The organism is Pseudomonas sp. GM49 (assembly GCF_000282355.1).
Lineage (GTDB): Bacteria > Pseudomonadota > Gammaproteobacteria > Pseudomonadales > Pseudomonadaceae > Aquipseudomonas.
Genome location: NZ_AKJL01000225.1, coordinates 1 through 23,968 on the forward strand (window position 1 = coordinate 1; position 23,968 = coordinate 23,968).

Genomic DNA, 23,968 nt, shown 5'->3' on the forward strand with positions numbered 1-23,968 from the left:
TTCAAGCCATGGGTACGCGCCACCAGTTCGGTGGAACGTTCCGGGCCCGTGTCGCCCGGATGTGGCTGGGCAATCGGTTTGAAAAAGCCGACCTTGAGCCCGGCGCGCTCAAGGGTGCGTACCAGCCCGAGGCTGATGGAGGTCAGGCCCACGCCAAAATCGGTGGGTGCGATAAAAAAAGTTTGCATGCGGATTCTCTGGAAGGTGCATGGCAATGGTTACGACCTATGGCTGGCCGAATACCGAAATTCAGTCGCCAAGGTTATCGCTAACCGTGCCTTGTGCGCACCAACCGCAGGCAAAGGGTTGGCCTATTTTTTCCTGGCGCTGCGCAGGGTCCATGACCCAGGCCCGGGATTGCCATGGCGGCTGGTGCCGCAGGTGTTGGGTGTGGCCGCAGGAAAGCTCGGCTACCCAGTGTCCGTCCTCGTCCTGATGGAAGCCTGTGATCGTCGAATCCCGTCTGTCCGGGTTGTGTTCGCTTTCGGACGATTGCTTCGCTAAACTTGGCCTTTCAATCTTCTTATGCAAAAGGTCTCGCCCCATGCTGATCGCCGCCAATAAGGCTGTCTCCATCGACTATACCCTGACCAATGACGCTGGTGAGGTCATCGACAGCTCCGCCGGCGGCGCACCGCTGGTCTACCTGCAAGGCGCAGGCAACATCATCCCGGGCCTGGAAAAGGCTCTGGAAGGCAAGACCGTCGGCGACGAGCTGACTGTAGCCGTTGAACCGGAAGACGCTTACGGCGAATACGCGGCCGAACTGGTCAGCACCCTGAGCCGCAGCATGTTCGAAGGCGTCGACGAGCTGGAAGTGGGCATGCAGTTCCACGCTTCCGCTCCGGACGGCCAGATGCAGATCGTGACCATCCGTGATCTGGACGGCGACGATGTCACCGTTGACGGCAACCATCCGTTGGCCGGTCAGCGCCTGAATTTCCAGGTCAAGATCGTCGCTATCCGTGACGCCAGCCAGGAAGAAATCGCTCATGGTCACGTCCATGGCGAAGGTGGCCATCACCACTGATTTCTGCGCTAAGCTCAGATAACTGGAGAGGCGCCCCGAGGGCGCCTTTTTAGTCTGCGGCTGTCCCTGACGACACCGCCAAGTGGCTGTTTCGAGAAGAACACGGGAATCTGGAGTACGTCATGAGTGCTTTTCACGACCTTAAATTGACAGCCCTGGATGGACAGGAGCTACCTCTGGCGCCTTTCAAAGGCCAAGTTGTACTGGTGGTCAACGTCGCCTCCAAATGCGGTTTGACCCCGCAGTACGCGGCGCTGGAAAACCTCTATCAGCAATACAAGGGCAAAGGCTTCAGTGTGCTGGGCTTGCCGTGCAACCAGTTTGCCGGACAGGAACCGGGGAGCGAGCAGGAGATCAAGGATTTCTGCAGCCTCAACTATGGCGTGACCTTTCCGTTGTCCAGCAAGCTGGAAGTCAACGGGCATGACCGTCATCAGTTGTACCGCTTGCTGGCGGGCGAGGGCGCGGAATTCCCCGGCGACATCACCTGGAACTTCGAGAAGTTCCTGCTCGGCAAGGATGGCCGCGTACTGGCGAGATTCTCGCCACGCACGGCGCCGGATGATCCGACCATCGTTCACGCGATTGAAAAAGCGCTTCGCTGAAATTCTCCTCTCCCTCTGTAGGAGCGAGCTCGCTCGCGATGGTTATAGGAACACCGCGGGGCATCAGACCGCCAGCGTTATCGTTGACCACCATCGCGAGCAAGCTCGCTCCTACATCACCTAAATCAATAGTGCTGTTCAGTACGCGCGAACCTCCATATTATCGCCGTCATAAAGTCATTCCCTGTGGAGCGTCCCATGCCCGTCAAAGCCCTGTTCAAACCGTTCCACCTCGGCACCCTCGAACTGCCGACCCGCGTCGTCATGGCGCCGATGACCCGCTCGTTTTCTCCGGGCGGCGTGCCGAACTCCAAAGTGATCGAATACTATCGTCGCCGCGCCGCTGCGGGCGTCGGCCTGATCATCACCGAAGGCACCACCGTCGGTCACAAGGCTTCCAACGGCTATCCGAACGTTCCGCACTTCTATGGTGAGGCGGCACTGGCCGGCTGGAAAAAAGTCGTCGACGCCGTGCACGCTGAAGGCGGCAAGATCGTTCCGCAGTTGTGGCATGTGGGCAGCGTCCGCCGTATCGGCACCGAGCCGGACGCGAGCGTACCGGGCTATGGCCCGTCGGAAAAAGTGAAGGAAGGTCAGGTCGTGGTGCACGGTATGACCAGGGAGGATATCCAGGACGTGATCGCCGCGTTCGCCCAGGCCGCCAAGGATGCCCAGAGCATTGGCATGGACGGCGTGGAAATTCACGGTGCCCACGGTTACCTGATCGACCAGTTCTTCTGGGAAGGCAGCAACCAGCGTACCGACGAATACGGCGGTAGCCTGGCCAACCGTTCGCGGTTCGCCATTGAATTGATTCAGGCCGTGCGCGCCGCGGTCGGTGAAGGTTTCCCGATCATCTTCCGTTTCTCGCAATGGAAGCAGCAGGACTACACCGCACGTCTGGTGCTAACCCCGGAGGCCCTGGGCGAGTTCCTCAAGCCGTTGGCCGATGCGGGTGTGGATATTTTCCACTGCTCGACCCGCCGCTTCTGGGAGCCGGAGTTCGACGGTTCCGAACTGAACCTGGCCGGCTGGACCCGCCAACTCACCGGCAAGCCGACCATCACCGTGGGCAGTGTCGGCCTGGATGGCGAATTCCTGCAATTCATGGTCAACACCGACAAGGTTGCGCAACCGGCCAGTCTGGAAAAACTGCTGGAGCGTTTGAACAACGATGAGTTCGACCTGGTGGCGGTCGGTCGTGCCTTGCTGGTGGATCCGGACTGGGCGCAGAAAGTGCGCGATGGTCGTGAGGAAGACATTCTGCCGTTCAGCCGTGAGGCGTTGATGACGCTGGTTTAAGCGGCGACCGGGAAGGCCTCATCGCGAGCAAGCTCGCTCCCACATTGGTTCTGTGTCGTACACAAATCCCCTGTGGGAGCGAGCTTGCTCGCGATGGCTGACTAAAGAGCACTACAAAATCAGGGAACAATCGGTGCATTCGGCACCACCATCTCCCCGGCACATGCCCCGCGCAACTGCCCCTCGAACTGCTCGATGATCGTCGCCCAACCCTGCCGACTGGCATGCTGGCGCGCATTGAGGCGCACATTGCGCAAGGTTTCCCTGTCCTCCAGCAGCCATGCCGCTGCATCGCAGAACGCTTCTTCATCCGCCGGCATCGCCAATACGCCGTTGTAGCCATGACGAATATGCTGGGCGGCCGCCGCCTGGTCGTAGGCCACTACGCCGAGCCCCGAGGCAAGTGCCTCAAGCACCACATTGCCAAAGGTTTCGGTCAGGCTCGGAAACAGAAACACATCCCCCGAGGCATAGTGACAAGCCAGTGCCTCACCTCGTTGCGTGCCGCAGAAAATCGCCTCGGGCATTTCGTTTTCAAATTCCTGGCGCTTCGGGCCGTCACCGACCACGATCAGTTTCAGCGTGCGCTGGGGATAACTCGCCTTGAGGGTAGTGAAAGTACGTTTGAGCAGGCCAAGGTTTTTTTCCGGGGCCAGACGCCCGACATGAATGACCGCGATGTCCTCCTCGGTCAGTCCCCATTGCTCGCGCAGGGCATTCAAGCGTTTGGCCGGGTGAAACAATTCGCTGTCGACCCCTCGGGACAGCAACGCCAGTCGTTCGAAATGACGTCGCTCCAGTTCCATGCGCTGGCTGACGCTGGGCACCAGGGTCATGGTCGAGCGGTTGTGGAACCAGCGCAGGTAGTGAGTCAGCAGGCGCGTGAGCAAACCAAGCCCGTACTGGTTGGAGTACTGCTGGAAATTGGTGTGAAACCCGCTGACCACGGAAATCCCCAGTCGCCGTGCCGCACGCAAGGCCGACAAGCCCAGCGGACCCTCGGTGGCGATGTAGAGCACGTCCGGGCGGTGACGAGTCCAGCGCCGCAGCAGCTTGTGCATCGACGACTGCCCCCACTGCAAGCCGGGGTAACCCGGAAGCGGCCAGCCACGGCACAGCAGCAATTCATCGTCGCTGCCCAGCTGCTGGTCACAGCCTTGACGTGGTCGCACCAGTTCCACCTGGTGCCCGCGCGCGCGCAAGCCGTCGCACAAGCGACCAAGGGTATTGGCCACGCCATTGATTTCGGGAGGGAAGGTTTCGGTGATCAGGGTGATATGCAGAGCTGTCGTCATGACCTCAGTGTCGGCTGAGGCCATGTCGTCAGTGTGACGTCGGGATGATGGATTTGTGACCGAGGTGCCGGCGGTGATGGCTCAGCGCTGGGCCACCAGGTTTTCCGCGCCGCGCTCACGCACCCAGAACAGCGTCGCACCCGCCACCGCCGCCGGCATCATCAGGATGTTGACCACCGGAATCAGCAACACCAGATAAACAATCCCGCCAAAACTCATGCTCTGCCAGCGCTTTTCGCGCAGCCAGCCAAGCATCTCGTTCCAGCCCAGCTTGTGGTTGTCCGCCGGGTAGTCGATGTACTGGATCGCCATCATCCACACCCCGAACAACAGCCACAGCGGCGCGGCGATGATGTTTACCACCGGGATGAACGAGAGGATGAACAGCCCGATCGCCCGGGGCAGAAAGTAGCCGAGCTTGCGCATTTCCCGGGCCAGGGTGCGTGGGATCATCGCAATCAGTTCGCCCCAGCTGAACGCCGGAAAGTCATCGGTGCCGCGCACCACCACTTCGACTTTCTCCGCGAGGAAGCCGTTGAATGGCGCGGCAATGACGTTGGCGAGCATGGTAAAGGTGAAAAACACCATCAGCACGACGAGCACCACGAACAGCGGCCAGAGGATGTAGCTGAGAAAACTCAGCCAGTCGGGCAGGGACGGCATCAGCGTATCGACCCACAGACTGAATTGGTGGCCGGCCAGGTAAATCAATCCGACGAACAGCACCAGGTTGATTGCCAACGGCAACAGCACAAACAAACGCAGGCTTGGGCTCAATACCAGCTTGAGGCCTTCGCGCAGGTATTGCGGGCCGGACAGAACAGGGGCGGGCATAACGTGCTCCGAGCAGAGGGAAAACGCGCCGACCTTACCGGCTTTGCCTGACGGACGAAAGCGCGGTAGCGGCATCGACATTAACTGTAACAAAGGCGTCCTGATAATCACGGTTACAGGATAGAGACCACCTATGAGCTGGATTGTTAAACCGTATTTCCTTAATCTTCGCCCCCTCGATACGCTGCACCCAATCTTTTTACAGGACGGTCGGGTTCAAGCCTTCCCCAAGTGCTTTCAACCGTTCTTTTTTATTCCCGCCGGCAATCCGGCGTTCCGCGCCAGGTGTTCCGGGCCGGTCAACAGGAGCAGGTCATGTCTGAAGTTCGTCATTCGCGAGTGATTATTCTCGGTTCCGGCCCTGCCGGTTACAGCGCAGCGGTCTATGCCGCCCGTGCCAACCTCAAGCCTCTGCTGATCACCGGCATGCAGGCCGGCGGTCAACTGACCACCACCACCGAAGTCGACAACTGGCCGGGCGACGTCCACGGCCTGACCGGCCCGGCGCTGATGGAGCGGATGCGCGAGCACGCCGAACGTTTTGAAACCGAGATCGTTTTCGATCACATCAATGCCGTCGACTTCGCCGCCAAGCCTTACACCCTGACCGGTGACAGCGCGACTTACACCTGCGACGCCCTGATCATCGCCACCGGCGCCAGCGCCCGTTACCTGGGCCTGCCATCGGAAGAAGCGTTCATGGGCAAAGGCGTCTCCGCCTGCGCAACCTGCGACGGATTCTTCTATCGCAACAAGCCGGTTGCTGTGGTCGGCGGCGGCAACACCGCTGTTGAAGAAGCCCTGTACCTGGCCAACATCGCCAGCAAAGTCACGCTGATCCACCGTCGCGAAACCTTCCGCGCCGAGAAGATCCTGATCGACAAGCTGAATGCCCGTGTAGCCGAAGGCAAGATCGAGCTGAAGCTGAACGCGACCCTGGACGAAGTACTGGGCGACAACATGGGCGTGACTGGTGCCCGCCTGAAGAACAACGACGGCAGCTTCGACGAAGTGAAAGTCGACGGCGTGTTCATCGCCATCGGCCACACCCCGAACACTTCGTTGTTCGAAGGTCAGCTGACGTTGAAAGACGGTTACCTGGTGGTGCAGGGCGGCCGTGACGGCAACGCCACTGCCACCAACCTCGAAGGTATCTTCGCTGCTGGTGACGTGGCTGACCACGTTTACCGCCAGGCCATTACCTCGGCCGGCGCTGGTTGCATGGCGGCACTGGATGCCGAGCGTTATCTCGACAATCTGCAGAACGCTTGATTCTGCTTTCGTCGAAATGAAAAAACCGGCTTCGGCCGGTTTTTTCATGCCCACGATTTAATGCTTGATAACACTGCGGTGTGGGAGCGGGCTTGCTCGCGAAGGCGGTGTGTCATTCAACATTGATGCTGGCTGATCCACCGCTTTCGCGAGCAAGCCCGCTCCCACAATTAATTGATGTCGCCCACAAATGTTGTGCTGGCCGCAAATCCCTTGTGGGATTTGCTTTCAAGCCAGTTTTGCCAGGCACGCTTCAAGAATATCCAGCCCTTCTTCCAGCACCGCAGCTTCGATGGTCAATGGCGCCAACAGGCGGACGATATGACGAGATTTGCCGCTGGGCATCAGCAGCAGACCCGCGTCCCGCGCCAAGGCCAGCAGTTGGGTCAATTGAGCCGGCGCAGGCGAGCCATCGGCATTGATCAGCTCGATACCGCGCATCGCGCCGACACCGGTCAGGCGACCCAGATACGGTGTCAGTTTGTTCGCGCGCCAGGTTGCATGGCGGCCGACAATCGCTTCTTCCTGTTGTGTGCCCCAGGCATGCAGGTTGGCATCGGTCATTTCATCGAGGGTTGCCAGTGCCGCTGCACAGGCGATGGGATTGCCGGAATAGGTGCCACCGAGTCCGCCCTTGGGCAGGTTGTCCAGCAGCGATTTGCGCCCGACCACCGCCCCCAGCGGAACGCCGCCGGCGATGCTTTTGCCGAGCAGGATCAGATCCGGTTCGATACCCAGCCGCGAGAACGCGAAGCGCTGGCCGGTACGGCCGAAGCCGGACTGGATTTCATCGGCGATCAGCACGATGCCCTTGTCGTCGCAGAACTTGCGCAGTGCCTGGGCGAATTCGACGTCCATGGCCAGGAAACCTGCTTCGCCCTGCACCGGTTCGACGATAAAGCAGGCGACGTCTTCGACATCAATCTCGACGCTGAACAGGCGCTCCATGGCTTTGAGGGCTTCGGCGCAGGTGACGCCGTTGTCCTGGCTGGGGAAGGGCAGGTGATACACCGGCCCCGGTAGCACGCCGACTTTCTGTTTGTACGGCGCGACTTTGCCATTGAGGTTGAGTGTGGCCAGTGTGCGGCCGTGGAATGCGCCGTCGAAGGCGATGACCGCGCTGCGGCCGGTGGCGCCACGGACGATCTTCAGGGCGTTCTCCGCCGCTTCCGCGCCGCTGTTGGTGAGCATGCCGCTGACCGGGTAACCCACCGGCATGAACGCGCTGAGGCGATCCATCAGTTCGAGGTAAGGCACATGGGGCGCAGCGTTGAACGCGTAGTGGGTCAGTCGGGTGGCTTGTTCGCGAATGGCCTCGACGATGCGCGGATGGCAATGGCCGAGGTTCAATACGCCGATGCCGCCGACAAAGTCGATGTAGCGTTTGCCATCGGTGTCCCAGACCTCGGCATTCTTGCCGTGGCTGAGCGTGACAGGGTGAACGATGTTGATCGACTGGCTGATGGTTTCGCTGCGCATGAATGACCGGCTCGGAAGAAGGAGGACTTCTTTTTATCTAAGCCGGGAGCGGTGGCAGGGGGCAAACGAAATAAAGTTGCCGGGTCAATCTTAAAAGTCAGGATGTGCTGTTGGTCGTCTGTAGGAGCGAGCTTGCTCGCGAAGGTGGTGAACGATTACGCGTAAAACCAGATGCCCAGCGGTGCTCTTGGGTTTTTCGCGAGCAAGCTCGCTCCTACAGATTTATCGGCGGGTCAGCGGCTGCTGAGCAAATTTCACACCGGCCAGGCCATGGGCAATCAACGCGCGGATGTTGCCGTGATCGCTGCCTTCAGGTGTGGCAACAACCGAACGGTAATGCTCGCCGAACGCCAACAGGGCTTCTTCATCGCTCAAACCTTCGAGCAGCGCCAGACCCAGGGTCTTGCACGAACCTTCGTTCTGCCCGGCCGCGTTTTCCACGCCGCCATTGTTGAAGGCCTGAGGCAGATAGTCGTAACCGGCGGCGATGAAAGCCAGGGTGTCGGCGAAGGCATGTTCGCCGGTCTCGAGGCTGGCGCGCAGGGTGTTCAAATCACTCATTGGGTTTTCCTTTGGCGAAAGCCGCTTGCTGGTCGGCGCTGGCTTCTTGCTGGTATTGGGCTTTCCATTCGGCGTACGGCATGCCGTAAACCACTTCGCGGGCTTCGTCGAGGCTGACCTCGATCTGGCGTTCGTCGGCCGCGGCCTTGTACCACTTGGACAGGCAGTTGCGGCAAAAACCCGAGAGGTTCATCAGGTCGATGTTCTGTACATCCTTGCGGCTGTCCAGGTGGGCCACCAGCCGGCGAAAGGCGGCGGCTTCGAGTTCCAGGCGTTGTTGATCGGTCATGGGGGTCTCTGCGAGACAGCTTTGAGCGACAAGCTTCAAGCTGCAAGATGGATTGCGGTGGCTTCTAGCTTACCGCTTGAAGCTTGAAGCTTGAAGCTTAGCGGCTTGCCGCGAGTGTTATCGACACCGACTCGGCGAATCGCAGCGCGTGGGGCTTGTCGACCTCGACCTCGGCGTAGAGCACCGAGGTGTTGGCCATCACCAGGTCGAGAATTTCCTGGGTCAGGCGTTCGAGCAGCGCAAAGCGGTTGCCTTCCACATGGGCGATGATCGCCTTGGTGATCGTGCGGTAGTTCAACGCGTGGTCGATGTCGTTGTCACGCACCGCTTCCTGGGCCGCGTACAGAATGGTCAGGTTGATCAACACATCCTGCTTGTTGAGGATTTCATCCTCGTTGATACCGATGAAGGTACGCAGGCACAGGTCTTTGACCCGGATGCGTGCCATGCCTGGCTGAAGTTGTGGCATTGCTACTTGCTCCGTCCAATCAATTGCAGGAACTCCTGGCGGGTGTTGCTCGACTCGCGGAAGGCACCGAGCATCACCGAGGTGTTCATGGTTGAATTCTGTTTCTCGATGCCGCGCATCATCATGCACATGTGCTGCGCCTCGATGACCACTGCGACGCCGGCCGCGCCGGTCACCTGTTGCACCGCGTCGGCGATTTGCCGGGTGAGGTTTTCCTGGATCTGCAGGCGCCGGGCGAACATGTCCACCAGCCGCGCAATCTTCGACAGGCCCAGCACCTTGCCGGTTGGAATATAAGCCACATGCGCCTTGCCGATGAAGGGCAGGATGTGGTGTTCGCAAAGCGAGTACAGCTCGATGTTGTCGACGATCACCATTTCATCGTTGTCGGAGGCGAACAGCGCGCCATTGACGATCTCTTCGACACTTTGCTCGTAACCATGGCAAAGGTACTGCATGGCTTTGGCTGCGCGCACCGGGGTGTCGAGCAGGCCTTCGCGGTCTGGATTTTCACCGAGGCCGATGAGGATCTCTCGATAATTCTGGGGCAGGGATAACGTCATGGAAAATCCTCGCGGGACACTTATTTGATGTGCCTTCCGCCGTTGACGGTCAGGGTGGTGCCGGTGACATAAGGGTTGTCGAGCAGATAGCGCAGGCTCTGGTAGACCACTTCGCAACCGGGTTCGATGCCCAGTGCGGATTTGGCCAGCACCTTGGCGCGGTAGGCCGCGTCGTCTTCAGGGTTGAACAGTAGCAGGGCTGGCGCGATCCCGTTGACCTTGATGGCCGGCGCGTACCTGGCGGCGAAGGACAGGGTCAGGCTGTCGAGCCCGGCTTTGCTGGCGCAATAGCCAATGTGCTTGCTGCTGCCCTTGCGGGTCACGTCATCGCTGATGTGCACGATGTCGGCAGGGCTCGAGCGTTGCAGCAGGTCGGCGCAATGCAGGTTGATCAGGTAGGGCGCCAGCATGTGCACGCTGAACATGCGGGTAAATGCTGCGGCGTTGGTGTCCGGTGTTTCGGCCAGCCATTCGGAGGCGTTGTGGACAATCGCCCGTAAACAGTCGGTATGGGTTTTCAGTTCGCTGATGAAGGCGAGGATTCCGGTCTCGGTGGAGAAGTCCGCGAACACCGCCGTCGCACCCAGATCGCGCAGGGTTTGTACGCCGGGCCGCTCGCTGCGGTAGCTGAAAATCACACGATGGCCATCTTCCAGCAATCGCCGGGCGCAGTGCAGGCCGACACGCTGGCCGGCGCCGGTAATGAGGATTGGAGCTGCGGAAGAGGTCATGAATGGCTCGCGTCGCGGTGAGAGCAAAACTATACCAGCGACGGCAGCGCTCTACCTATTATGCAAATCGGGCCCGCTCCCACAAAGGTTATCAGTGGTTTTGGGGGGCGGGTTCGGTGGGCAAACGGCGTACCGGCGTGCTGTTCAGCCAATTGGCCAGCAGGCGGGTCGACAGGGGAATGAAGAAATAGACCATCAGCGGCGTCAGGCACAGGGTACTGATGAACACGCGGGGCAGCAGCGCCGGGGTGTCGGGCTGCGGCTTGAAACAAGCAAGGATTATTCCTGATTCTGCCGGCTTCGTCTTTGAGCGCTTTTCTTCGATTATGAACTTGAATCACGATGGGGCAGCGGAGTTAGAATGAGTTCCCATCTGCACATGGACGTACAACCTTAGATGCCTGTCATTACTGACGTAGCTTCAGGCGTACCGCAGGCAGTCTCCCTTGAACAGGAACAGCTCTTTCCGATTCGCGAGGTGGCGCGCCTGACAGGCGTCAACCCGGTCACGCTTCGAGCCTGGGAACGACGCTACGGCCTGATTGTTCCAACACGCACCGAAAGTGGGCATCGTCTGTACTCGATGTCCGATATCGAGCGTGTCCGCAAAATTCTCGGCTGGATCGAGCGTGGTGCTGCCGTCAGCAAGATCGGCAAGTTGCTGGCCAGGGCGGCACCGCTTCAAGCGCTGTCCCAGATCATTCCCAACGACCTCGTGCTGGCCGACTGCGCGCAATGGCAACAGCAGATCCGGGTAGCCGTCAGCGCGTTTGACGATGTTCAGCTGGAGCAGGTGTACGGACAGGTTTTTTCCAGCTACTCCCTGGCGGTGGTGTTTCAAGACATTCTGCTCCCGGTATGGAGGCAATTGCTGCAACGCCAGGATCAATTCGGCGGGACCAGCGAATGGATATTCCTTGATGGATTCCTGCGTTCGCGGGTGTTGCAACGCCTGCTGTTGATGCGCGATTCCCGGCCACAGCGAGTGGTCATCGGTGCCCTGGCTGGCCATTGCCGGGAACTCGAATTACTGATCGCCGCACTGTTCCTGGGCTGCCCGCAAACGAGGGTTCGAGTGCTGCCCATTGGTCAGCCGTTCGATGAGTTGAACCTGGTCTGTGAACGGATCAAACCCCAGGCGCTGGTGCTGTTTTCCAATCAGGTACCGGTGGCCGAATTGCCCCGGCGTTTAAATCGCCTGGCCTTAAGCCTCAATTGTCAGTTGTTACTGGCGGGCGATGCTGCTGACCTGGCGCAGGAGAGTCTGGCCGGCTCATCGATCGGTTGCCTGGGCAATGAAGGGGAGGTCATGAGCCAGCGTCTGAAGCAGTTCCTGGCGGGCAATCTGGATACTTGAGGTTCAGAGATGCAGCGCGGGATGCGTCAACCGATGCTGTTGCAGGATGAACTGGCGCAGACGCTCGGTTTCGTCCGTATCGCTCTGGCTCAGCTGATAGGCGTAGAAGCCCTGTTCGTTTTCTTTCTCGAAAGTGCCACGCAAGGCAATCCGCTCATAGCCTGACGGGCTGAACCACAAGGCGAATTGCTTTGGCGGCTTGGTCTTGTTGCGAACCTCCAGCAAAACTCCTTTGCACGACACTTCGTGTACCCACAGGGTGCCGGGTTGACCCTTGGCGTTTTCCAGCGCTACCGGTTCTTCCAGTACCAGGCGCCAGGGCCTGACCATCGGCCCGTCTTCATAGATGCTCGGCACACCGAGGCGCAAATGCAGCGCATGAAACTCGTCTTCCACCAGGTGCAGGGGGAAGGTCATTTGCTGGTTTTCGAAACTGGCTTGAATGGTGACCTGCTCATGGGCCACCAGGCGGGTGAGCAGGTCACGGATTTGCGACCCACCATTGACGACCAGGCTCGACGTTGCGTCCCGCACATTGAGTTGCGGGTTGTGTTGCATGGTCTGGATGAAATCCAGCTCATCCTGGGTCAGGAGTGCGTCGCGTTGCATGGCCAGCTCGAAAGATATAGTTACAAAGTCAGTGGTGATTCTAGTTACTGACCATTAATTCAGGGTTTGGTTTATGCCGTTCGTCGCTTTGAGCGCAGCAAGCTCAGCCTGGAGTTCAGCCAACTGCCCCTCTAGCTGCGCCACACGCTGTTGCGCCTTGACCTGCACGGTGACGTCTTTCTGCACACCGATAAAATAGGTTTGCCCATCTGCCGGGTTTTTCACCGTTGAAAGGGACAATTCATTCCAGAACGGTGTGCCGTCCTTGCGGTAGTTTCGCAATATTTCCCGGCAGGAACCTTCTCGGTTCAAGGCGTCGCGAATCAACGGCAAGGCTTCCTGGTCGCGGTCCCCCGACTGCAGGAAGCGGCAATCCTGATAGAGGATTTCTTCGCTGGAGTACCCCGTCAGGCGTTCGAACGCGGGGTTGACGTAAATGAGGATTTTGTCCTGATCGCCTTCCTTTTCGGCAATCACGATACCGTCGTTGGAGGCGTTGATCACCATTTGCAGCAGCTGTGCATTAATCATCGGAGTATCCTTTCCTGATTGATTGTCGATTGCATTCTAAAAGAACAATCACGACCGTGCTGTTAATATCCGGGTCTTTTACTCGGATTCAGGATCAGATAGATGAAAGTCGCCATCATTTCCGGCTCGGTGTACGGCACGGCCGAAGAAGTTGCCCGCCACGCCGCCAGCCTGTTGAAAGCCGCCGGTTTCGAAACCTGGCACAACCCGCGTGCGACTCTCGCCGATGTCCAGGCGTTTGGCCCTGAAGCCTTTCTGGCGGTGACATCGACCACCGGCATGGGCGAGTTGCCGGACAACCTGCAACCGCTGTATTCGACCATCCGCGACCAATTGCCAGCGGCCTGGCGCGGTTTGCCAGGTGCGGTGATCGGTTTGGGCGATGCGAGCTATGGCGATACTTTTTGTGGCGGCGGTGAGCAGATGCGCGAATTGTTCGGTGAGCTGGGCATTCGCGAAGTACTGCCGATGCTGCGCCTGGATGCCAGCGAAACCGTGACCCCCGAGACGGACGCCGAGCCTTGGCTGGCGGACCTGATCAGCGCACTGCGCACCTGACCGTCACCCCGCCATCCATGCCAGTCAGGGTTCTGCCAGTGCGGTAAAACCTGCCTGTCAGACCCTTGCCGTCGCCGGTCATTTGAGATGGATCCAAGGCGGCAGGGCGGCTGACTCGCTGGGCCATAAAGCTGGCTGCCAATGCAACTACACGAACCTCAAGGGCTGACTAGACTCGGTAAGCATTGGAAACACTCCATCATAAAAACACCGAGGCTCCTTGCCGTGACTGTCGCTCCCGTCCAATCGCCACACAGTGTCCAAGACCAGGTCAGTGCCGCCGAGTGGCAGACCCGCGTCGATCTGGCGGCCTGTTATCGCCTGGTCGCTCAACATGGTTGGGATGACCTGATCTTCACCCATATCTCCGCCAAGGTGCCCGGCACCGAAGATTTCCTGATCAACCCGTTCGGGTTGATGTTTCACGAAATTACCGCGTCAAGCCTGGTCAAGGTGGATCAGGCCGGCAACAAGCTGATGGACAGTCCTTACGAGATCAATCCGGCGGGCTACACCATCCACAGCGCCGTGCATGAAGTCCGTCACGATGTCGTTTGCGTGCTCCACACCCACATGGCCTCGGGGGTTGCGGTGTCGGCGCAGAAGCAGGGTGTTTTACCGATCAGCCAGCAGTCGTTGTTCGTGCTTTCCAGCCTGGCCTACCACGCCTACGAAGGCGTGGCGCTCAACCATGAGGAGAAAGTGCGGCTGCAAGCCGACCTCGGTGAAAACAATTTTCTGATGCTGCATAACCACGGTCTGCTGACTTGTGGCAGCACCATCGCCGATACGTTCCTGATGATGCTTACCTTTCAGCGAGCCTGCGACATTCAGGTCATGGCGCAGAACGGTGCCGCTGAACTGATCACCATCGATCCGCAGATTCTCGCCGGCGCCAAAGCCATGATCGCGGGTGTCACCCGAAGTGCTCAAGGCATGGGCGGAGCGCTGGCCTGGCCGGCGCTGCTGCGCAAACTCGATAAGCTGGATCCGGGTTATAAACTCTGATGGTGCTCGCCGAGATCCCCCTGTGTGTCTGGCGCAAACGCAGTCAGACGTTCGAGTTCCATGGCCAGAGCATCCGTTACTGGGCAGCAGGGCAGGGTGAGCCGCTGTTGCTCATTCACGGCTTTCCGTCTGCCAGTTGGGACTGGCATTACCTGTGGCAGCCATTGACCCAGCGTTTTCGCGTGATCGCTTGCGACATGCTGGGCTTCGGCGATTCGGCCAAACCGACAAATCATGAGTACAGCCTGCTGGAGCAAGCGGATCTGCAACAGGCATTGCTTGAACACCTGAATGTCGAGCAGCCGGTGCACCTGCTCGCCCACGATTACGGCGACAGCGTGGCCCAGGAACTGCTGGCCCGGCACTACGAGTCACGAGTGAAGCTGGCCAGTTGCGTGTTTCTCAACGGCGGGTTGTTTCCGGAAACCCATCGCCCGGTACTGATGCAAAAACTCTTGCTCAGCCCTTTGGGCTGGATGATTGGCCGCGCCTTCAGTCGTGATGGCCTGGTGAGAGGCTTTCGGCAGATATTCGGTCCGCAAACCCGTCCCAGTGAAAGCCAGATGGATGATTTCTGGAGTCTGGTGGAAAGCCATCGCGGGCCACGGATCATGCATAAATTGATTGCCTACATCCCGGAGCGACGCGTCTGGCGCAACCGCTGGGTGAGCGCGATGCAACGCGGTGAAGTGCCGCTGCGGGTAATCGATGGCGGGGTCGATCCGGTCTCCGGCGTGCACATGGTCGAGCGTTACCGGGAGCTGATCCCGGAGGCGGACACGGTCGTATTGCCCGACATCGGCCACTACCCGCAAATCGAGGCTCCCGGCGAGGTGCTCAAGCACTACCTGGCGTTTCGCGATCAACTGCTCTTGCCACCGCGCAAGGTGGCGTGTTCCTGAACCCTGTAGGAGCGAGCTTGCTCCTACAGAACCCTTAACTGAACCGTGTTCCCCCCCGCCACAGGGTTCATGTCTATTTCTCTTTCAATCATCCCCCAGCCTTATCGCACACCATTCAGCCTACCCCGTGTTCATTGTGACCCGCTTCGCCGTGCCTGAAACTCGGACTCATAGTCCCTTGGCCTGCTGGAGTCCCCCATGAATGAGTCTGTGCGCTTCGAAGATAAAGTCGTGATCATCACCGGTGCCGGTGGCGGCCTGGGACGGGCGCATGCACTGCTGTTCGCCAAACAGGGCGCCAAGGTGCTGGTCAACGATCTCGGCGGCTCGACCCAGGGCGAAGGTGCCAACGCTTCGGCCGCTGACCGCGTGGTAGCGGACATTCGCGAGGCCGGCGGCATCGCCGAGGCCAACCACGACTCGGTCACTGACGGTGACAAACTGGTCCAGCACGCCCTGGACGTCTTCGGTCGCGTCGACGTGGTGGTCAACAACGCCGGGATCCTGCGTGACAAGACCTTCCACAAAATGGATGACGCCGACTGGGACCTGGTTTACCGCGTCCATGTCGAAGGTGCCTACAAAGTCACCCGCGCCGCCTGGTCGCACATGCGCGAGCAGAACTACGGCCGGGTGATTTTCACCGCGTCGACCTCGGGTATCTATGGCAACTTCGGCCAGTCCAACTACGGCATGGCCAAGCTCGGTCTCTATGGCCTGACCCGCACCCTGGCCATCGAAGGCCGCAAGAACAACATCCTGGTCAACGCCATCGCCCCCACCGGCGGCACGCGCATGACCGAAGGCCTGATCCCGCCGCAAGTCTTCGAGCAGCTCAAGCCGGAACTGGTCAGCCCGCTGGTGGTGTACCTGGCCAGTGAGAACTGCCAGGAAACCTCCGGTCTGTTTGAAGTCGGCGGCGGCTGGATGGGCAAGGTCCGCTGGGAGCGCAGTCTCGGTGCCGGGTTCGATCCACGGGCGGGTTTCTCCCCGGAAGACGTGGCCGCGCACTGGCAACAGATTTGCGACTTCGAAGGCGCGGCGCATCCGAAAGACAACATCGAAGCGCTGAAGGAAATGATGGGGAATTTGCAGAGGTATACGCTCTGATAGCGCTGGCAAGGTCGCATTGACTGACCTTGCCGGTTGTTGCATTTTTCGGCCGGGAGCCGTTTGCTACCGATCAGCCGGGAAAGTATTTGACTACCAGTGCCTTCAGATTGGCGGCTGTTTGCGCGTCCATTTTTCCATCGAATTTTTCCGGGCGAAAATGCATCTGGAATGCCCGCACCAACTGTTGGAAACCGCCTTCCGTTGACGCGCCCGACACATCATATCCATAGGATTTGAACAGCCCCAGCAATTCACTTCGGACTGGTACGCCCGATGTGTTGTATTGGCACAGATACTCGTCCCGAGTGGTTGCATCGAACCAGGCGCCGACGCCTTTCAAGTACAGCGCCTGCCAGGGAAACATCGGCCCCGGGTCACTTTTGCGGCCGATTGAAACATCGGAGTGGCCCAAAACCTGGGTCGGAGTGATATCCGGGTAACGCTTGAGGATGTTCAGCGCCAGTTGTTCAATCGCGGCAATCTGCTCAGGGTGATAGGGCGGGAAGGTGAACTCGCCTTTGTTGTCAGTCGCCAGGTTGACGATTTCAATGCCGATGGACGTGTCATTCAGATTGCTGCGGTTACCCCACTGACTGACACCCGCGTGCCACGCGCGGTGGGTTTCATTCACCAGGTTGAAAGTTTCCTGCCCGGTATAACCGGCTTTCAGGTAACCGGGATCAGTGATATCCGGAATCAGATAGTGAGCGCTGACATTCGGGCCGGTCAGGGCACTGACAGAACTTGAAAAGTTAGCGGCCGTGTAGTGAAAAATCAGAAAGCGTACTCGACTGTTGACACTTCGGATTGAGCGATATTGGTTGTAGTTGATTGGTTTCATCGTTGCACTCGCTATAAGTAAGTTTGAAGTCGGACGAAGTCAAAAGTTGTTCGCCGACTTGCTGGTCAACTTAATGGCTGGAGTGCTCTAGGTGTTTACCTAGGCTTGTAGGTGCTTTCTGAAAGAAAGGTAGGCATGCGAAGTTTTGCCTGGATGGTCAGGGGGTACTGACAGGCAGCCGTTACTGATCAAAAACCATCGCCCATAAAAAAGGCCGCTGCAAACGCAGCGGCCAAGGTAAGACGTTGGATCAGGAGCTACAAATCAACGTCAGTGAGCGCGGGGCGATGAACCGAATCCTCAATTCATCTGAAATCTTTCAGTCACGGCGCAGGCCGGTACATCGTGCCTTGCGGCGGTTTACCGTGGCAGCCAGGCAAGAGTAAGCCCTTAGTGTCGCAGGAAAAATACCAATTACGGACATGCACTGTTGCAGCCCCGGCAACAGTCAGGAATCGGGTACTCGTCCGGGTGATGACCCTGTGCCAGTCATCCTTAAGAGGTACACCACGAATACCTCCTTGGTGCGCTTATCGACCCCGATGCCCGGCAGTAGGGTGAGGCCTTCTGTCACTCACCGGGGAAGACGCATGACAAAAACAACAATGCGCGCCATCTTCAAACCGCAGGCGCTGGCGGCTGCGGTTGCATTAGGCTGCTGTGCCCAGGCACAGGCCATTTCGTTCAACATCGGGGAAATCGAGGGGACGTTCGATTCCTCGCTGTCGGTCGGCGCGAGCTGGGGCATGCGTGATGCGGATAACGACCTGGTGGGCATCGTCAATGGCGGTTCCGGCCAGTCTTCGACCGGTGACGACGGGCGACTGAACTTCAAGAAGGGTGAAACCTTCTCGAAGATCTTCAAGGGGATTCATGACCTCGAACTGAAGTACGGCGACACCGGTGCGTTTGTGCGTGGCAAGTACTGGTACGACTTTGAACTGAAGGATGAAAGCCGCCCATTCAAGGACATCAGCGATCACAATCGCAAAGAAGGCGCCAAGTCTTCAGGCGGACAAATCCTCGACGCATTCGTCTATCACAACTACTCCCTAGCCGATTTGCCGGGCACGGTGCGTGCCGGCAAGCAGGTGGTCAGTTGGGGTGAGAGCACCTTCATCGGCAACTCGATCAACAGCATCAATCCGGTCGACGTGTCCGCGTTCCGTCGCCCAGGAGCCGAGATCAAGGAGGGCCTGATCCCGGTCAACATGCTGTTCGCCTCCCAGGGCCTGACGGAGAAGTTGACCGTGGAGGGCTTCTATCAACTGGAATGGGACCAGACGGTCGTCGATAACTGTGGCACCTTCTTTGGTGTCGATGTGGTGGCGGATGGCTGCAACAAGGGCTACACCGTCGCCAGCCCGGCGATTGCACCGCTGCAGCCGATTGCTGCAGCCTTTGGCCAGGGCTTCGAGGTCAGCAAAGAGGGCGTGATCGTTCCCCGTGGCGGCGACCGTGATGCCCGGGACTCCGGACAGTGGGGTACGGCGTTGCGCTGGCTGGGGGACGACACCGAGTACGGCCTGTACTTCCTGAACTACCACAGCCGCAGCCCCAACGTCGGGACCACCACCGCCGGGCTCAGTACGCTGGCAAGCATTCCGGGAATCGTAGCCGCTGCCAACCGAATCGCCCCCGGCACCGGTTCAGGCCTGGCCCAAAGTGTGATGCTCGGTCGCGGCCAGTATTACCTCGAGTACCCGGAGGACATCCGCCTCTACGGCGCCAGCTTCTCCACCACCTTGTCTACCGGCACCGCGTGGAACGGGGAAATCAGCTACCGCCCCAACCTCCCGGTGCAGGTCAACACCAATGACCTGACCCTGGCCATGCTCAATCCGATTGCAGGCGGCGCAGCATCGCCCATCGCCACGTCACCGGGGGCTGACAACAAAGGTTATCGCCGCAAGGAAGTGACGCAGATCCAGAGCACCCTGACGCACTTCATCGATCAGGTCGCGGGTGCGGATCGCCTGACCCTGGTGGGCGAGGCGGCGGTGGTTCGGGTCGGTGGTCTGGAAGCACGTACCAAACTGCGCTACGGCCGCGACTCGGTGTATGGCCAGTATGGTTTCGGCGGCAATACCGACGGTTTCGTGACCTCGACTTCATGGGGTTATCGCGCCAGGGCCATCCTCGATTACAACAACCTGATCGCCGGGATCAATTTCAGACCCAACCTCTCGTGGTCCCACGATGTCTCCGGCTTTGGCCCCAACGGTCTGTTCAACGAAGGCGCCAAGGCCGTCAGCCTCGGTGTCGATGCGGACTATCGCAACACCTACACAGCGAGCCTCAGTTACACCGACTTTTTCGGTGGGGACTTCAACGTCCTCACCGACCGTGACTTCGTGGCGTTGAGCTTTGGCGTGAATTTCTGATCTGGCTGAAAAGGATGATTTCAATGCGCAAGATGATTCTGCAATTAGGCGCGCTGACCCTCGGGTTGCTGACCGCCAACGTGATGGCTGCGGTGCTGCCGGAAGAGGCCAACAAGCTCGGCACCAGTCTTACACCGCTCGGTGCCGAGAAGGCCGGCAATGCCGATGGCTCGATTCCAGCCTGGACCGGCGGCATCCCGAAAAATGCTGGCGCGGTGGACAGCAAAGGTTTCCTGGCTGACCCGTTCGCCAACGAAAAGCCGTTGTTCGTGATCACCGCAGCGACCGTCGACAAGTACAAGGACAAGCTCTCCGACGGCCAGATCGCGATGTTCAAACGCTATCCCGAGACTTACAAAATTCCGGTCTATCCCAGCCACCGCACCGTGGCGTTACCGGCCGAGATATATGAGTCGGCCAAACGCAGCGCACTGAACGTAACACCGATCAACGACGGTAACGGTCTGGCCAACTTCACCGGCAATCGCTACTACGCGTTCCCGATTCCAAAGAATGGCGTGGAAGTGATCTGGAACCATGTCACCCGTTACCACGGCGGCAATCTGCGCCGCACCATTACCCAGGCGACACCGCAGTCCAATGGCGATTTCACCGTGATCCGCTTCAAGGACGAAGTCGCCGTGCCGTCGTTGCTCGGTGATCTGAAGCCGGGCAGTGACGATAACGTCCTCAACTATTTCAAGCAGGAAGTGACTGCGCCGGCGCGGCTGGCGGGCAACGTGTTGCTGGTTCACGAGACCCTCGACCAGGTCAAGGAACCGCGCAAGGCCTGGATCTACAACGCTGGTCAGCGTCGAGTACGGCGTGCGCCACAGGTCGCTTATGACGGCGTCGGCACCTCATCCGACGGCCTGCGCACCACCGACAACTTCGACATGTTTTCCGGCGCACCGGATCGCTACGACTGGAAACTGATCGGCAAAAAGGAGATGTACATCCCCTACAACAGCTACAAGCTCGACTCGCCAGACCTCAAGTACACCGATGTGATCAAGGCCGGGCACATCAATCAGGACCTGACGCGCTATGAGTTGCACCGGGTCTGGGAAGTCGTCGCCACGGTCAAGCCGAGCGAGCGGCACGTGTACGCCAAGCGCCACATGTACATCGATGAAGACAGCTGGCAAGTGGCGCTGGCCGATCACTACGACGGGCGTGGCCAGCTCTGGCGCGTCGCCGAAGGGCATGCCCAGTTCTACTACGATCACCAGGTGCCGGCCTACACCGTCGAAGCGCTGTATGACCTGATTGCCGGTCGCTATATCGCCCTGGGGATGAAGAACGAAGAGAAGCGCAGCTTCGAATTCAACATCGATGCAAAAGCCGGGGACTACACACCAGCGGCTTTACGTAGCACGGGGGTCAGGTAGGTTTCCTACAGGCTATTACACAAAAGGGTGACTTCACGGTCACCTTTTTTATAGGTGTCGATCAGTGTGTTGAATACTTCTTCAACAAGCGCTCGGGAGGGGTCTAGGGTGGCGCCAGAATTATAAAAAAGGCGCACCACTATGACTGCAATGACGCACTGCCTGGACCGCCCTGGCTTCCTGCCCCGACTGTCGTCCCATCATCTGTCCCGCGAGCGGCTGATTGAGCCCATGCTGGTCTCGACTGCACGGGTGAAGTTGCTTTGCGCACCGGCCGGTAGTGGCAAGAGTGCGTTGCTCACCGAATGCCTGTTGCGGGCACCGGAGCGTACTCGGGTCTGTTGGCTGCCGCTGGCGGGGGAGTCGTTGAGTGCAGCCGATTTTCTGTTGCGCCTGACGCAAGCGCTGGGTCTGCCCTCGGCGGATGAGCCGGGGCTGCTGGCGCATCTGGCGCTATTGCAGACGCCGACCTGGCTGTTTCTCGATGATTATTGCCGCGCACCCAACCCGGAGCTCGACCGGATGCTCGATCGCCTGTTGGCCGTTGCCAGTCCGGCGCTGACCTGGTGGGTGGGCTCCCGGCGGCGACCACCCTGCAACTGGCCACGGCTGCTGCTGGATGATGAGTTGTACGAGTGCGAAGGCCGGGCACTGGCGTTCACCGAGGCTGAAGTCGTGCAGTTGCTCGCTCATGTCGAGCCGACCCTGGCGGCACAAACCGCCAAAAGGGTGGTTGAGCGCAGCGGTGGCTGGTGTGCTGGCGTGCGGATCGCGTTACTCAATGGTTGTCCGTGGTCGGGTGAGCAGGGGCGTTCGGCGACGCTGCTCGATTATCTGCAACACGAATTGTTCAATACCCTGCCGTCGGAGTTGGTCGAGGTCTGGCAGGTGTTGGTTCATCTGCCGCGCTTCAACGCCAGCTTGTGCGAGCATCTTTTCGGTACGGGTGAGGGTGCGCAGTGGCTGCACGCGTTGCAGGAAATGGGTTGCTTCATTGAACCCTGGGAGGACTCCGTCGAATGGCTGCGGATCTTCGAGCCACTGGCCCGGGCGATGCGTGAAGAGCCGAGCCCGGCCGGGCGATCCTGGCATCGCCGCGCCTGCCAATGGTTCAGCGCCAATGAGGACTGGCAGGGGGCGTTCGAGCAGGCGCTGTTGGCGCAGGAGCTCGAAGTGGCGGTCAGTCTGTTGCAGCACTTCAGCCTCGAACATTTGTTCCGGCGCGAAAATGTCTGCCTGTTGTTGAAACTCCACGAGCGTCAACATGCTGAGCTAACCCTCGTTACACCGCAATTGGTGGGACTGGTTAGTGCGGCGTTGCTGTTTGCCGGACGTTTCGATCATGCCGCATCGTGCATCGAGCAACTGGCACGATTTGCCCCGCAGCCTACGCAGGCGCTGCAACGGCAATTGCTGGCACGCTGGCAGGCGCAACAGGGCTGGTTGCTGCATTTGCAAGGCCGTATGGAGGCGGCCCGCGCGCACTTTCTCGATGCGCTGGCCGAGTTGAGCGTCGACGCCTGGCCGACGCGATTGTTGTGCCTGTCGGGTCTGACCCAACAGGCATTGCTCAACGCCGAACTCGATGCGGCGCAGACGTTCAATCGTGAGGCGCTGTGTCTGGCGCGCGCCCAAGGCTCGCTATTGTTCGAAGGGCTGCTTGAGCTCGATCACGCGCAGTTACTGGAGATGCGCGGAGCGCCCCGACGCGCCGAGAGCTTGTTGGCTGATATTTTTACGCTGTTGTCTCGAGAGGCTGATCGACCGACGCCGTTATTGGGGCGAATTGCCCTGCGGCGAGGACGGTTGGCCCTTTGTCAGGGACAAGATGAGTTGGCCGCCGGTTTCTTCCAGTCCGGCCTGGAGGACTGCCTGCAAAGCCAGGACAAGCACGCGCTGTATGGCTTTCTCGGGCAGGCGCAGATGGCCGCCAACCAGCGCGATTACGCCCTTGCGTTTGATCGTCTGCGCGAGGCCGAGCGCGTGATGCAGCAGCGGCAGATTCCCGATACGGTTTATCGCGGCGTACTGCTGCAAACAAGCAGTCATTTCTGGCTGCAACAAGGGCGTCCGGAGTTGGCCCGGGAAGCGCTGACCCGAGTCTTGCGTCATTATCGCGCAGCCCATGCACGCCAGGCACCACCCGCCACGCTGCAACTGATTGCGCGTATCGAATACCAGTTGGTGTTGGCCGAGACTCAACTTCAATTGGCGCAATGTCCATTGGATCGTCTCAAGGCGTTACTCAAGCATGCGCAACAACAGGCCATGCCGGCGCTGGAAACGGAGTTGCAATTGGCAATCTGCGAAGTGGCGGACCTGACGGGTGAGACGGACATTGCCCACGCAGCACTGGAGGCCGGGCTGGCGTTGGTGAAGCGTTGTCAGGGGCAACAGGCATTGCGTGATTTGAATTTGCGCCAGCCGAGTCTGATCTGTCGTCTACAGGGAACGGCGCCAGTGGTCGATATGGGCACCGATGTCAGTTTGCTGAGCGGGCGAGAGCTTGAAGTACTGGACCTGATTGCACAAGGCAACTCCAATCAGCAAATCGCCGAACGACTGTTCATTTCGTTGCATACGGTGAAAACCCATGCCCGGCGTATTCACAGCAAGTTGGGTGTGGAACGACGCACACAGGCAGTTGCCATGGCGAAGAAGTTGGGGTTGATAATGCAGGTTTGGTAATGGTTTATTTTAAGTTTTGAAATGAATTAAAGCATACGGTGCGTGCATAAATAACCGTATTGATTAATATGGGCGTCGGCGCTGATAAATAAGCAATTTATTGCATTGTCAGTATATTGGCCGACAGTTCGAGCAGGATGCTCGGCTCTTTAACGT

25 protein-coding genes and 1 pseudogene are annotated in these 23,968 nt (G+C 59.2%); 12 read left to right on the forward strand and 14 right to left on the reverse strand.

The window, feature by feature from the left end; genetic code table 11:
- Together PMI29_RS09645 and PMI29_RS0130320 are read right to left on the reverse strand one after the other, a co-directional pair.
- Window positions 1–188, reverse strand: a 188-nt coding sequence (locus tag PMI29_RS09645) for an AAA family ATPase (protein ID WP_008000572.1), incomplete at its 3' end; no start/stop codon positions are given.
- Between the two features lie 61 nt (window positions 189–249).
- Window positions 250–576 carry a DUF3565 domain-containing protein gene (locus PMI29_RS0130320; protein ID WP_033052545.1) on the reverse strand — a complete coding sequence of 109 codons (327 nt, stop codon included), beginning with the start codon at window positions 574–576 and terminating at the stop codon, window positions 250–252.
- Here PMI29_RS0130320 and PMI29_RS09640 point away from each other — a divergent pair.
- The 3 genes from PMI29_RS09640 to PMI29_RS09630 all read left to right on the forward strand — a co-directional run bounded on the left by PMI29_RS09640 (window position 545) and on the right by PMI29_RS09630 (window position 2,937).
- Window positions 545–1,030 (forward strand): FKBP-type peptidyl-prolyl cis-trans isomerase, encoded by a 486-nt coding sequence (locus PMI29_RS09640; RefSeq protein WP_008000574.1) that lies wholly within the window; start codon window positions 545–547, stop codon window positions 1,028–1,030. The genes PMI29_RS0130320 and PMI29_RS09640 overlap by 32 nt on opposite strands.
- A gap of 122 nt (window positions 1,031–1,152) precedes the next feature.
- Complete coding sequence (locus tag PMI29_RS09635; protein ID WP_008000576.1) at window positions 1,153–1,635, forward strand: glutathione peroxidase; 483 nt, start codon at window positions 1,153–1,155, stop codon at window positions 1,633–1,635.
- Window positions 1,636–1,833: 198 nt separating this feature from the next.
- Entirely contained in the window at window positions 1,834–2,937 is a 1,104-nt protein-coding gene (locus PMI29_RS09630) for an NADH:flavin oxidoreductase (RefSeq protein WP_008000578.1), read from the forward strand.
- Between the two features lie 119 nt (window positions 2,938–3,056).
- Here PMI29_RS09630 and PMI29_RS09625 read toward each other — a convergent pair whose 3' ends face one another.
- A complete protein-coding gene (locus tag PMI29_RS09625) occupies window positions 3,057–4,256 on the reverse strand; it encodes a glycosyltransferase family 4 protein (RefSeq protein WP_008000579.1) in 1,200 nt (399 codons plus the stop codon).
- 57 nt (window positions 4,257–4,313) lie between these two features.
- On the reverse strand, window positions 4,314–5,066 hold the full coding sequence (gene cysZ, locus PMI29_RS09620) for a sulfate transporter CysZ (RefSeq protein ID WP_008000581.1): 753 nt from the start codon (window positions 5,064–5,066) through the stop codon (window positions 4,314–4,316).
- A 315-nt stretch (window positions 5,067–5,381) separates the two neighbouring features.
- Here cysZ and trxB point away from each other — a divergent pair, with 315 nt between their 5' ends.
- The gene (gene trxB / locus PMI29_RS09615; protein ID WP_007970300.1) at window positions 5,382–6,338 is read left to right on the forward strand and encodes a thioredoxin-disulfide reductase; all 957 of its coding nucleotides are present in this window, start codon (window positions 5,382–5,384) and stop codon (window positions 6,336–6,338) included.
- A gap of 228 nt (window positions 6,339–6,566) precedes the next feature.
- Here the strand turns inward: trxB and PMI29_RS09610 are convergent, their stop codons facing one another.
- The 7 genes and pseudogenes from PMI29_RS09610 to PMI29_RS31320 all read right to left on the reverse strand — a co-directional run.
- Entirely contained in the window at window positions 6,567–7,817 is a 1,251-nt protein-coding gene (locus PMI29_RS09610; protein WP_008000586.1) for a 2-aminoadipate transaminase, read from the reverse strand.
- A 222-nt stretch (window positions 7,818–8,039) separates the two neighbouring features.
- Window positions 8,040–8,378: a HopJ type III effector protein gene (locus PMI29_RS09605; protein WP_008000588.1), complete on the reverse strand. Its 339-nt coding sequence runs from the start codon at window positions 8,376–8,378 to the stop codon at window positions 8,040–8,042.
- Window positions 8,371–8,667: a DUF1244 domain-containing protein gene (locus tag PMI29_RS09600; RefSeq protein WP_008000589.1), complete on the reverse strand. Its 297-nt coding sequence runs from the start codon at window positions 8,665–8,667 to the stop codon at window positions 8,371–8,373. Before PMI29_RS09600 ends, PMI29_RS09605 begins: the two co-directional genes overlap by 8 nt.
- 97 nt (window positions 8,668–8,764) lie before the next feature.
- On the reverse strand, window positions 8,765–9,136 hold the full coding sequence (gene folX, locus PMI29_RS09595; RefSeq protein ID WP_008000591.1) for a dihydroneopterin triphosphate 2'-epimerase: 372 nt from the start codon (window positions 9,134–9,136) through the stop codon (window positions 8,765–8,767).
- A gap of 2 nt (window positions 9,137–9,138) precedes the next feature.
- Window positions 9,139–9,699, reverse strand: coding sequence for a GTP cyclohydrolase I FolE (gene folE, locus PMI29_RS09590; protein ID WP_008000593.1), 561 nt, complete (start codon window positions 9,697–9,699; stop codon window positions 9,139–9,141).
- Window positions 9,700–9,719: 20 nt separating this feature from the next.
- On the reverse strand, window positions 9,720–10,430 hold the full coding sequence (gene folM / locus PMI29_RS09585) for a dihydromonapterin reductase (RefSeq protein WP_008000594.1): 711 nt from the start codon (window positions 10,428–10,430) through the stop codon (window positions 9,720–9,722).
- A 91-nt stretch (window positions 10,431–10,521) separates the two neighbouring features.
- Window positions 10,522–10,674 (reverse strand): annotated as a pseudogene (locus tag PMI29_RS31320) (antibiotic biosynthesis monooxygenase); the annotation flags it as partial.
- Window positions 10,675–10,827: 153 nt separating this feature from the next.
- Between PMI29_RS31320 and PMI29_RS09580 the strand changes: the two are divergent.
- A complete protein-coding gene (locus PMI29_RS09580; RefSeq protein ID WP_008000599.1) occupies window positions 10,828–11,787 on the forward strand; it encodes a MerR family transcriptional regulator in 960 nt (319 codons plus the stop codon).
- A 3-nt stretch (window positions 11,788–11,790) separates the two neighbouring features.
- Here PMI29_RS09580 and PMI29_RS09575 read toward each other — a convergent pair whose 3' ends face one another.
- Both PMI29_RS09575 and PMI29_RS09570 read right to left on the reverse strand, forming a co-directional pair.
- On the reverse strand, window positions 11,791–12,396 hold the full coding sequence (locus tag PMI29_RS09575; RefSeq protein WP_008000601.1) for a hypothetical protein: 606 nt from the start codon (window positions 12,394–12,396) through the stop codon (window positions 11,791–11,793).
- Window positions 12,397–12,450: 54 nt separating this feature from the next.
- Complete coding sequence (locus PMI29_RS09570; RefSeq protein ID WP_008000603.1) at window positions 12,451–12,927, reverse strand: PAS domain-containing protein; 477 nt, start codon at window positions 12,925–12,927, stop codon at window positions 12,451–12,453.
- Window positions 12,928–13,029: 102 nt separating this feature from the next.
- On the opposite strand from PMI29_RS09570, the gene PMI29_RS09565 reads away from it, so the two are divergent.
- The 4 genes from PMI29_RS09565 (at window position 13,030) to PMI29_RS09550 (ending at window position 16,505) form a co-directional block, all read left to right on the forward strand.
- Complete coding sequence (locus tag PMI29_RS09565) at window positions 13,030–13,485, forward strand: flavodoxin (RefSeq protein WP_008000606.1); 456 nt, start codon at window positions 13,030–13,032, stop codon at window positions 13,483–13,485.
- A 225-nt stretch (window positions 13,486–13,710) separates the two neighbouring features.
- On the forward strand, window positions 13,711–14,493 hold the full coding sequence (locus tag PMI29_RS09560; RefSeq protein ID WP_008000612.1) for a class II aldolase/adducin family protein: 783 nt from the start codon (window positions 13,711–13,713) through the stop codon (window positions 14,491–14,493).
- Entirely contained in the window at window positions 14,493–15,395 is a 903-nt protein-coding gene (locus PMI29_RS09555) for an alpha/beta fold hydrolase (protein ID WP_008000614.1), read from the forward strand. The genes PMI29_RS09560 and PMI29_RS09555 overlap by 1 nt, the downstream gene beginning before the upstream one ends.
- Before the next feature lie 198 nt (window positions 15,396–15,593).
- A complete protein-coding gene (locus PMI29_RS09550; protein ID WP_008000616.1) occupies window positions 15,594–16,505 on the forward strand; it encodes an SDR family oxidoreductase in 912 nt (303 codons plus the stop codon).
- A 73-nt stretch (window positions 16,506–16,578) separates the two neighbouring features.
- Here the strand turns inward: PMI29_RS09550 and PMI29_RS09545 are convergent, their stop codons facing one another.
- Window positions 16,579–17,349: an N-acetylmuramoyl-L-alanine amidase gene (locus PMI29_RS09545; protein WP_008000618.1), complete on the reverse strand. Its 771-nt coding sequence runs from the start codon at window positions 17,347–17,349 to the stop codon at window positions 16,579–16,581.
- A gap of 590 nt (window positions 17,350–17,939) precedes the next feature.
- Here PMI29_RS09545 and PMI29_RS09540 point away from each other — a divergent pair.
- The 3 genes from PMI29_RS09540 to PMI29_RS09530 all read left to right on the forward strand — a co-directional run bounded on the left by PMI29_RS09540 (window position 17,940) and on the right by PMI29_RS09530 (window position 23,812).
- Window positions 17,940–19,733, forward strand: coding sequence for a DUF1302 domain-containing protein (locus PMI29_RS09540; protein ID WP_008000620.1), 1,794 nt, complete (start codon window positions 17,940–17,942; stop codon window positions 19,731–19,733).
- Between the two features lie 23 nt (window positions 19,734–19,756).
- Window positions 19,757–21,124, forward strand: a complete 1,368-nt coding sequence (locus PMI29_RS09535) for a DUF1329 domain-containing protein (protein WP_008000622.1) — start codon at window positions 19,757–19,759, stop codon at window positions 21,122–21,124.
- Window positions 21,125–21,265: 141 nt separating this feature from the next.
- The gene (locus PMI29_RS09530) at window positions 21,266–23,812 is read left to right on the forward strand and encodes a LuxR C-terminal-related transcriptional regulator (RefSeq protein WP_008000623.1); all 2,547 of its coding nucleotides are present in this window, start codon (window positions 21,266–21,268) and stop codon (window positions 23,810–23,812) included.
- Window positions 23,813–23,968 lie beyond the last annotated feature (156 nt).

What these genes read in the sequence shown, in the direction of transcription:
- PMI29_RS0130320 (WP_033052545.1), bottom strand. Translation starts at nt 576, where the DNA reads ATGGAGACAGCCTTATTGGCGGCGATCAGCATGGGGCGAGACCTTTTG.
- folM (WP_008000594.1), bottom strand. Translation starts at nt 10,430, where the DNA reads ATGACCTCTTCCGCAGCTCCAATCCTCATTACCGGCGCCGGCCAGCGT.
- cysZ (WP_008000581.1), bottom strand. Translation starts at nt 5,066, where the DNA reads ATGCCCGCCCCTGTTCTGTCCGGCCCGCAATACCTGCGCGAAGGCCTC.
- PMI29_RS09575 (WP_008000601.1), bottom strand. Translation starts at nt 12,396, where the DNA reads ATGCAACGCGACGCACTCCTGACCCAGGATGAGCTGGATTTCATCCAG.
- PMI29_RS09610 (WP_008000586.1), bottom strand. Translation starts at nt 7,817, where the DNA reads ATGCGCAGCGAAACCATCAGCCAGTCGATCAACATCGTTCACCCTGTC.
- PMI29_RS09550 (WP_008000616.1), top strand. Translation starts at nt 15,594, where the DNA reads ATGAATGAGTCTGTGCGCTTCGAAGATAAAGTCGTGATCATCACCGGT.
- PMI29_RS09565 (WP_008000606.1), top strand. Translation starts at nt 13,030, where the DNA reads ATGAAAGTCGCCATCATTTCCGGCTCGGTGTACGGCACGGCCGAAGAA.
- PMI29_RS09640 (WP_008000574.1), top strand. Translation starts at nt 545, where the DNA reads ATGCTGATCGCCGCCAATAAGGCTGTCTCCATCGACTATACCCTGACC.
- PMI29_RS09540 (WP_008000620.1), top strand. Translation starts at nt 17,940, where the DNA reads ATGACAAAAACAACAATGCGCGCCATCTTCAAACCGCAGGCGCTGGCG.
- PMI29_RS09545 (WP_008000618.1), bottom strand. Translation starts at nt 17,349, where the DNA reads ATGAAACCAATCAACTACAACCAATATCGCTCAATCCGAAGTGTCAAC.
- PMI29_RS09630 (WP_008000578.1), top strand. Translation starts at nt 1,834, where the DNA reads ATGCCCGTCAAAGCCCTGTTCAAACCGTTCCACCTCGGCACCCTCGAA.
- PMI29_RS09580 (WP_008000599.1), top strand. Translation starts at nt 10,828, where the DNA reads ATGCCTGTCATTACTGACGTAGCTTCAGGCGTACCGCAGGCAGTCTCC.
- PMI29_RS09530 (WP_008000623.1), top strand. Translation starts at nt 21,266, where the DNA reads ATGACTGCAATGACGCACTGCCTGGACCGCCCTGGCTTCCTGCCCCGA.
- PMI29_RS09600 (WP_008000589.1), bottom strand. Translation starts at nt 8,667, where the DNA reads ATGACCGATCAACAACGCCTGGAACTCGAAGCCGCCGCCTTTCGCCGG.
- PMI29_RS09605 (WP_008000588.1), bottom strand. Translation starts at nt 8,378, where the DNA reads ATGAGTGATTTGAACACCCTGCGCGCCAGCCTCGAGACCGGCGAACAT.
- folE (WP_008000593.1), bottom strand. Translation starts at nt 9,699, where the DNA reads ATGACGTTATCCCTGCCCCAGAATTATCGAGAGATCCTCATCGGCCTC.
- PMI29_RS09635 (WP_008000576.1), top strand. Translation starts at nt 1,153, where the DNA reads ATGAGTGCTTTTCACGACCTTAAATTGACAGCCCTGGATGGACAGGAG.
- PMI29_RS09535 (WP_008000622.1), top strand. Translation starts at nt 19,757, where the DNA reads ATGCGCAAGATGATTCTGCAATTAGGCGCGCTGACCCTCGGGTTGCTG.
- PMI29_RS09625 (WP_008000579.1), bottom strand. Translation starts at nt 4,256, where the DNA reads ATGGCCTCAGCCGACACTGAGGTCATGACGACAGCTCTGCATATCACC.
- PMI29_RS09570 (WP_008000603.1), bottom strand. Translation starts at nt 12,927, where the DNA reads ATGATTAATGCACAGCTGCTGCAAATGGTGATCAACGCCTCCAACGAC.
- trxB (WP_007970300.1), top strand. Translation starts at nt 5,382, where the DNA reads ATGTCTGAAGTTCGTCATTCGCGAGTGATTATTCTCGGTTCCGGCCCT.
- folX (WP_008000591.1), bottom strand. Translation starts at nt 9,136, where the DNA reads ATGCCACAACTTCAGCCAGGCATGGCACGCATCCGGGTCAAAGACCTG.
- PMI29_RS09555 (WP_008000614.1), top strand. Translation starts at nt 14,493, where the DNA reads ATGGTGCTCGCCGAGATCCCCCTGTGTGTCTGGCGCAAACGCAGTCAG.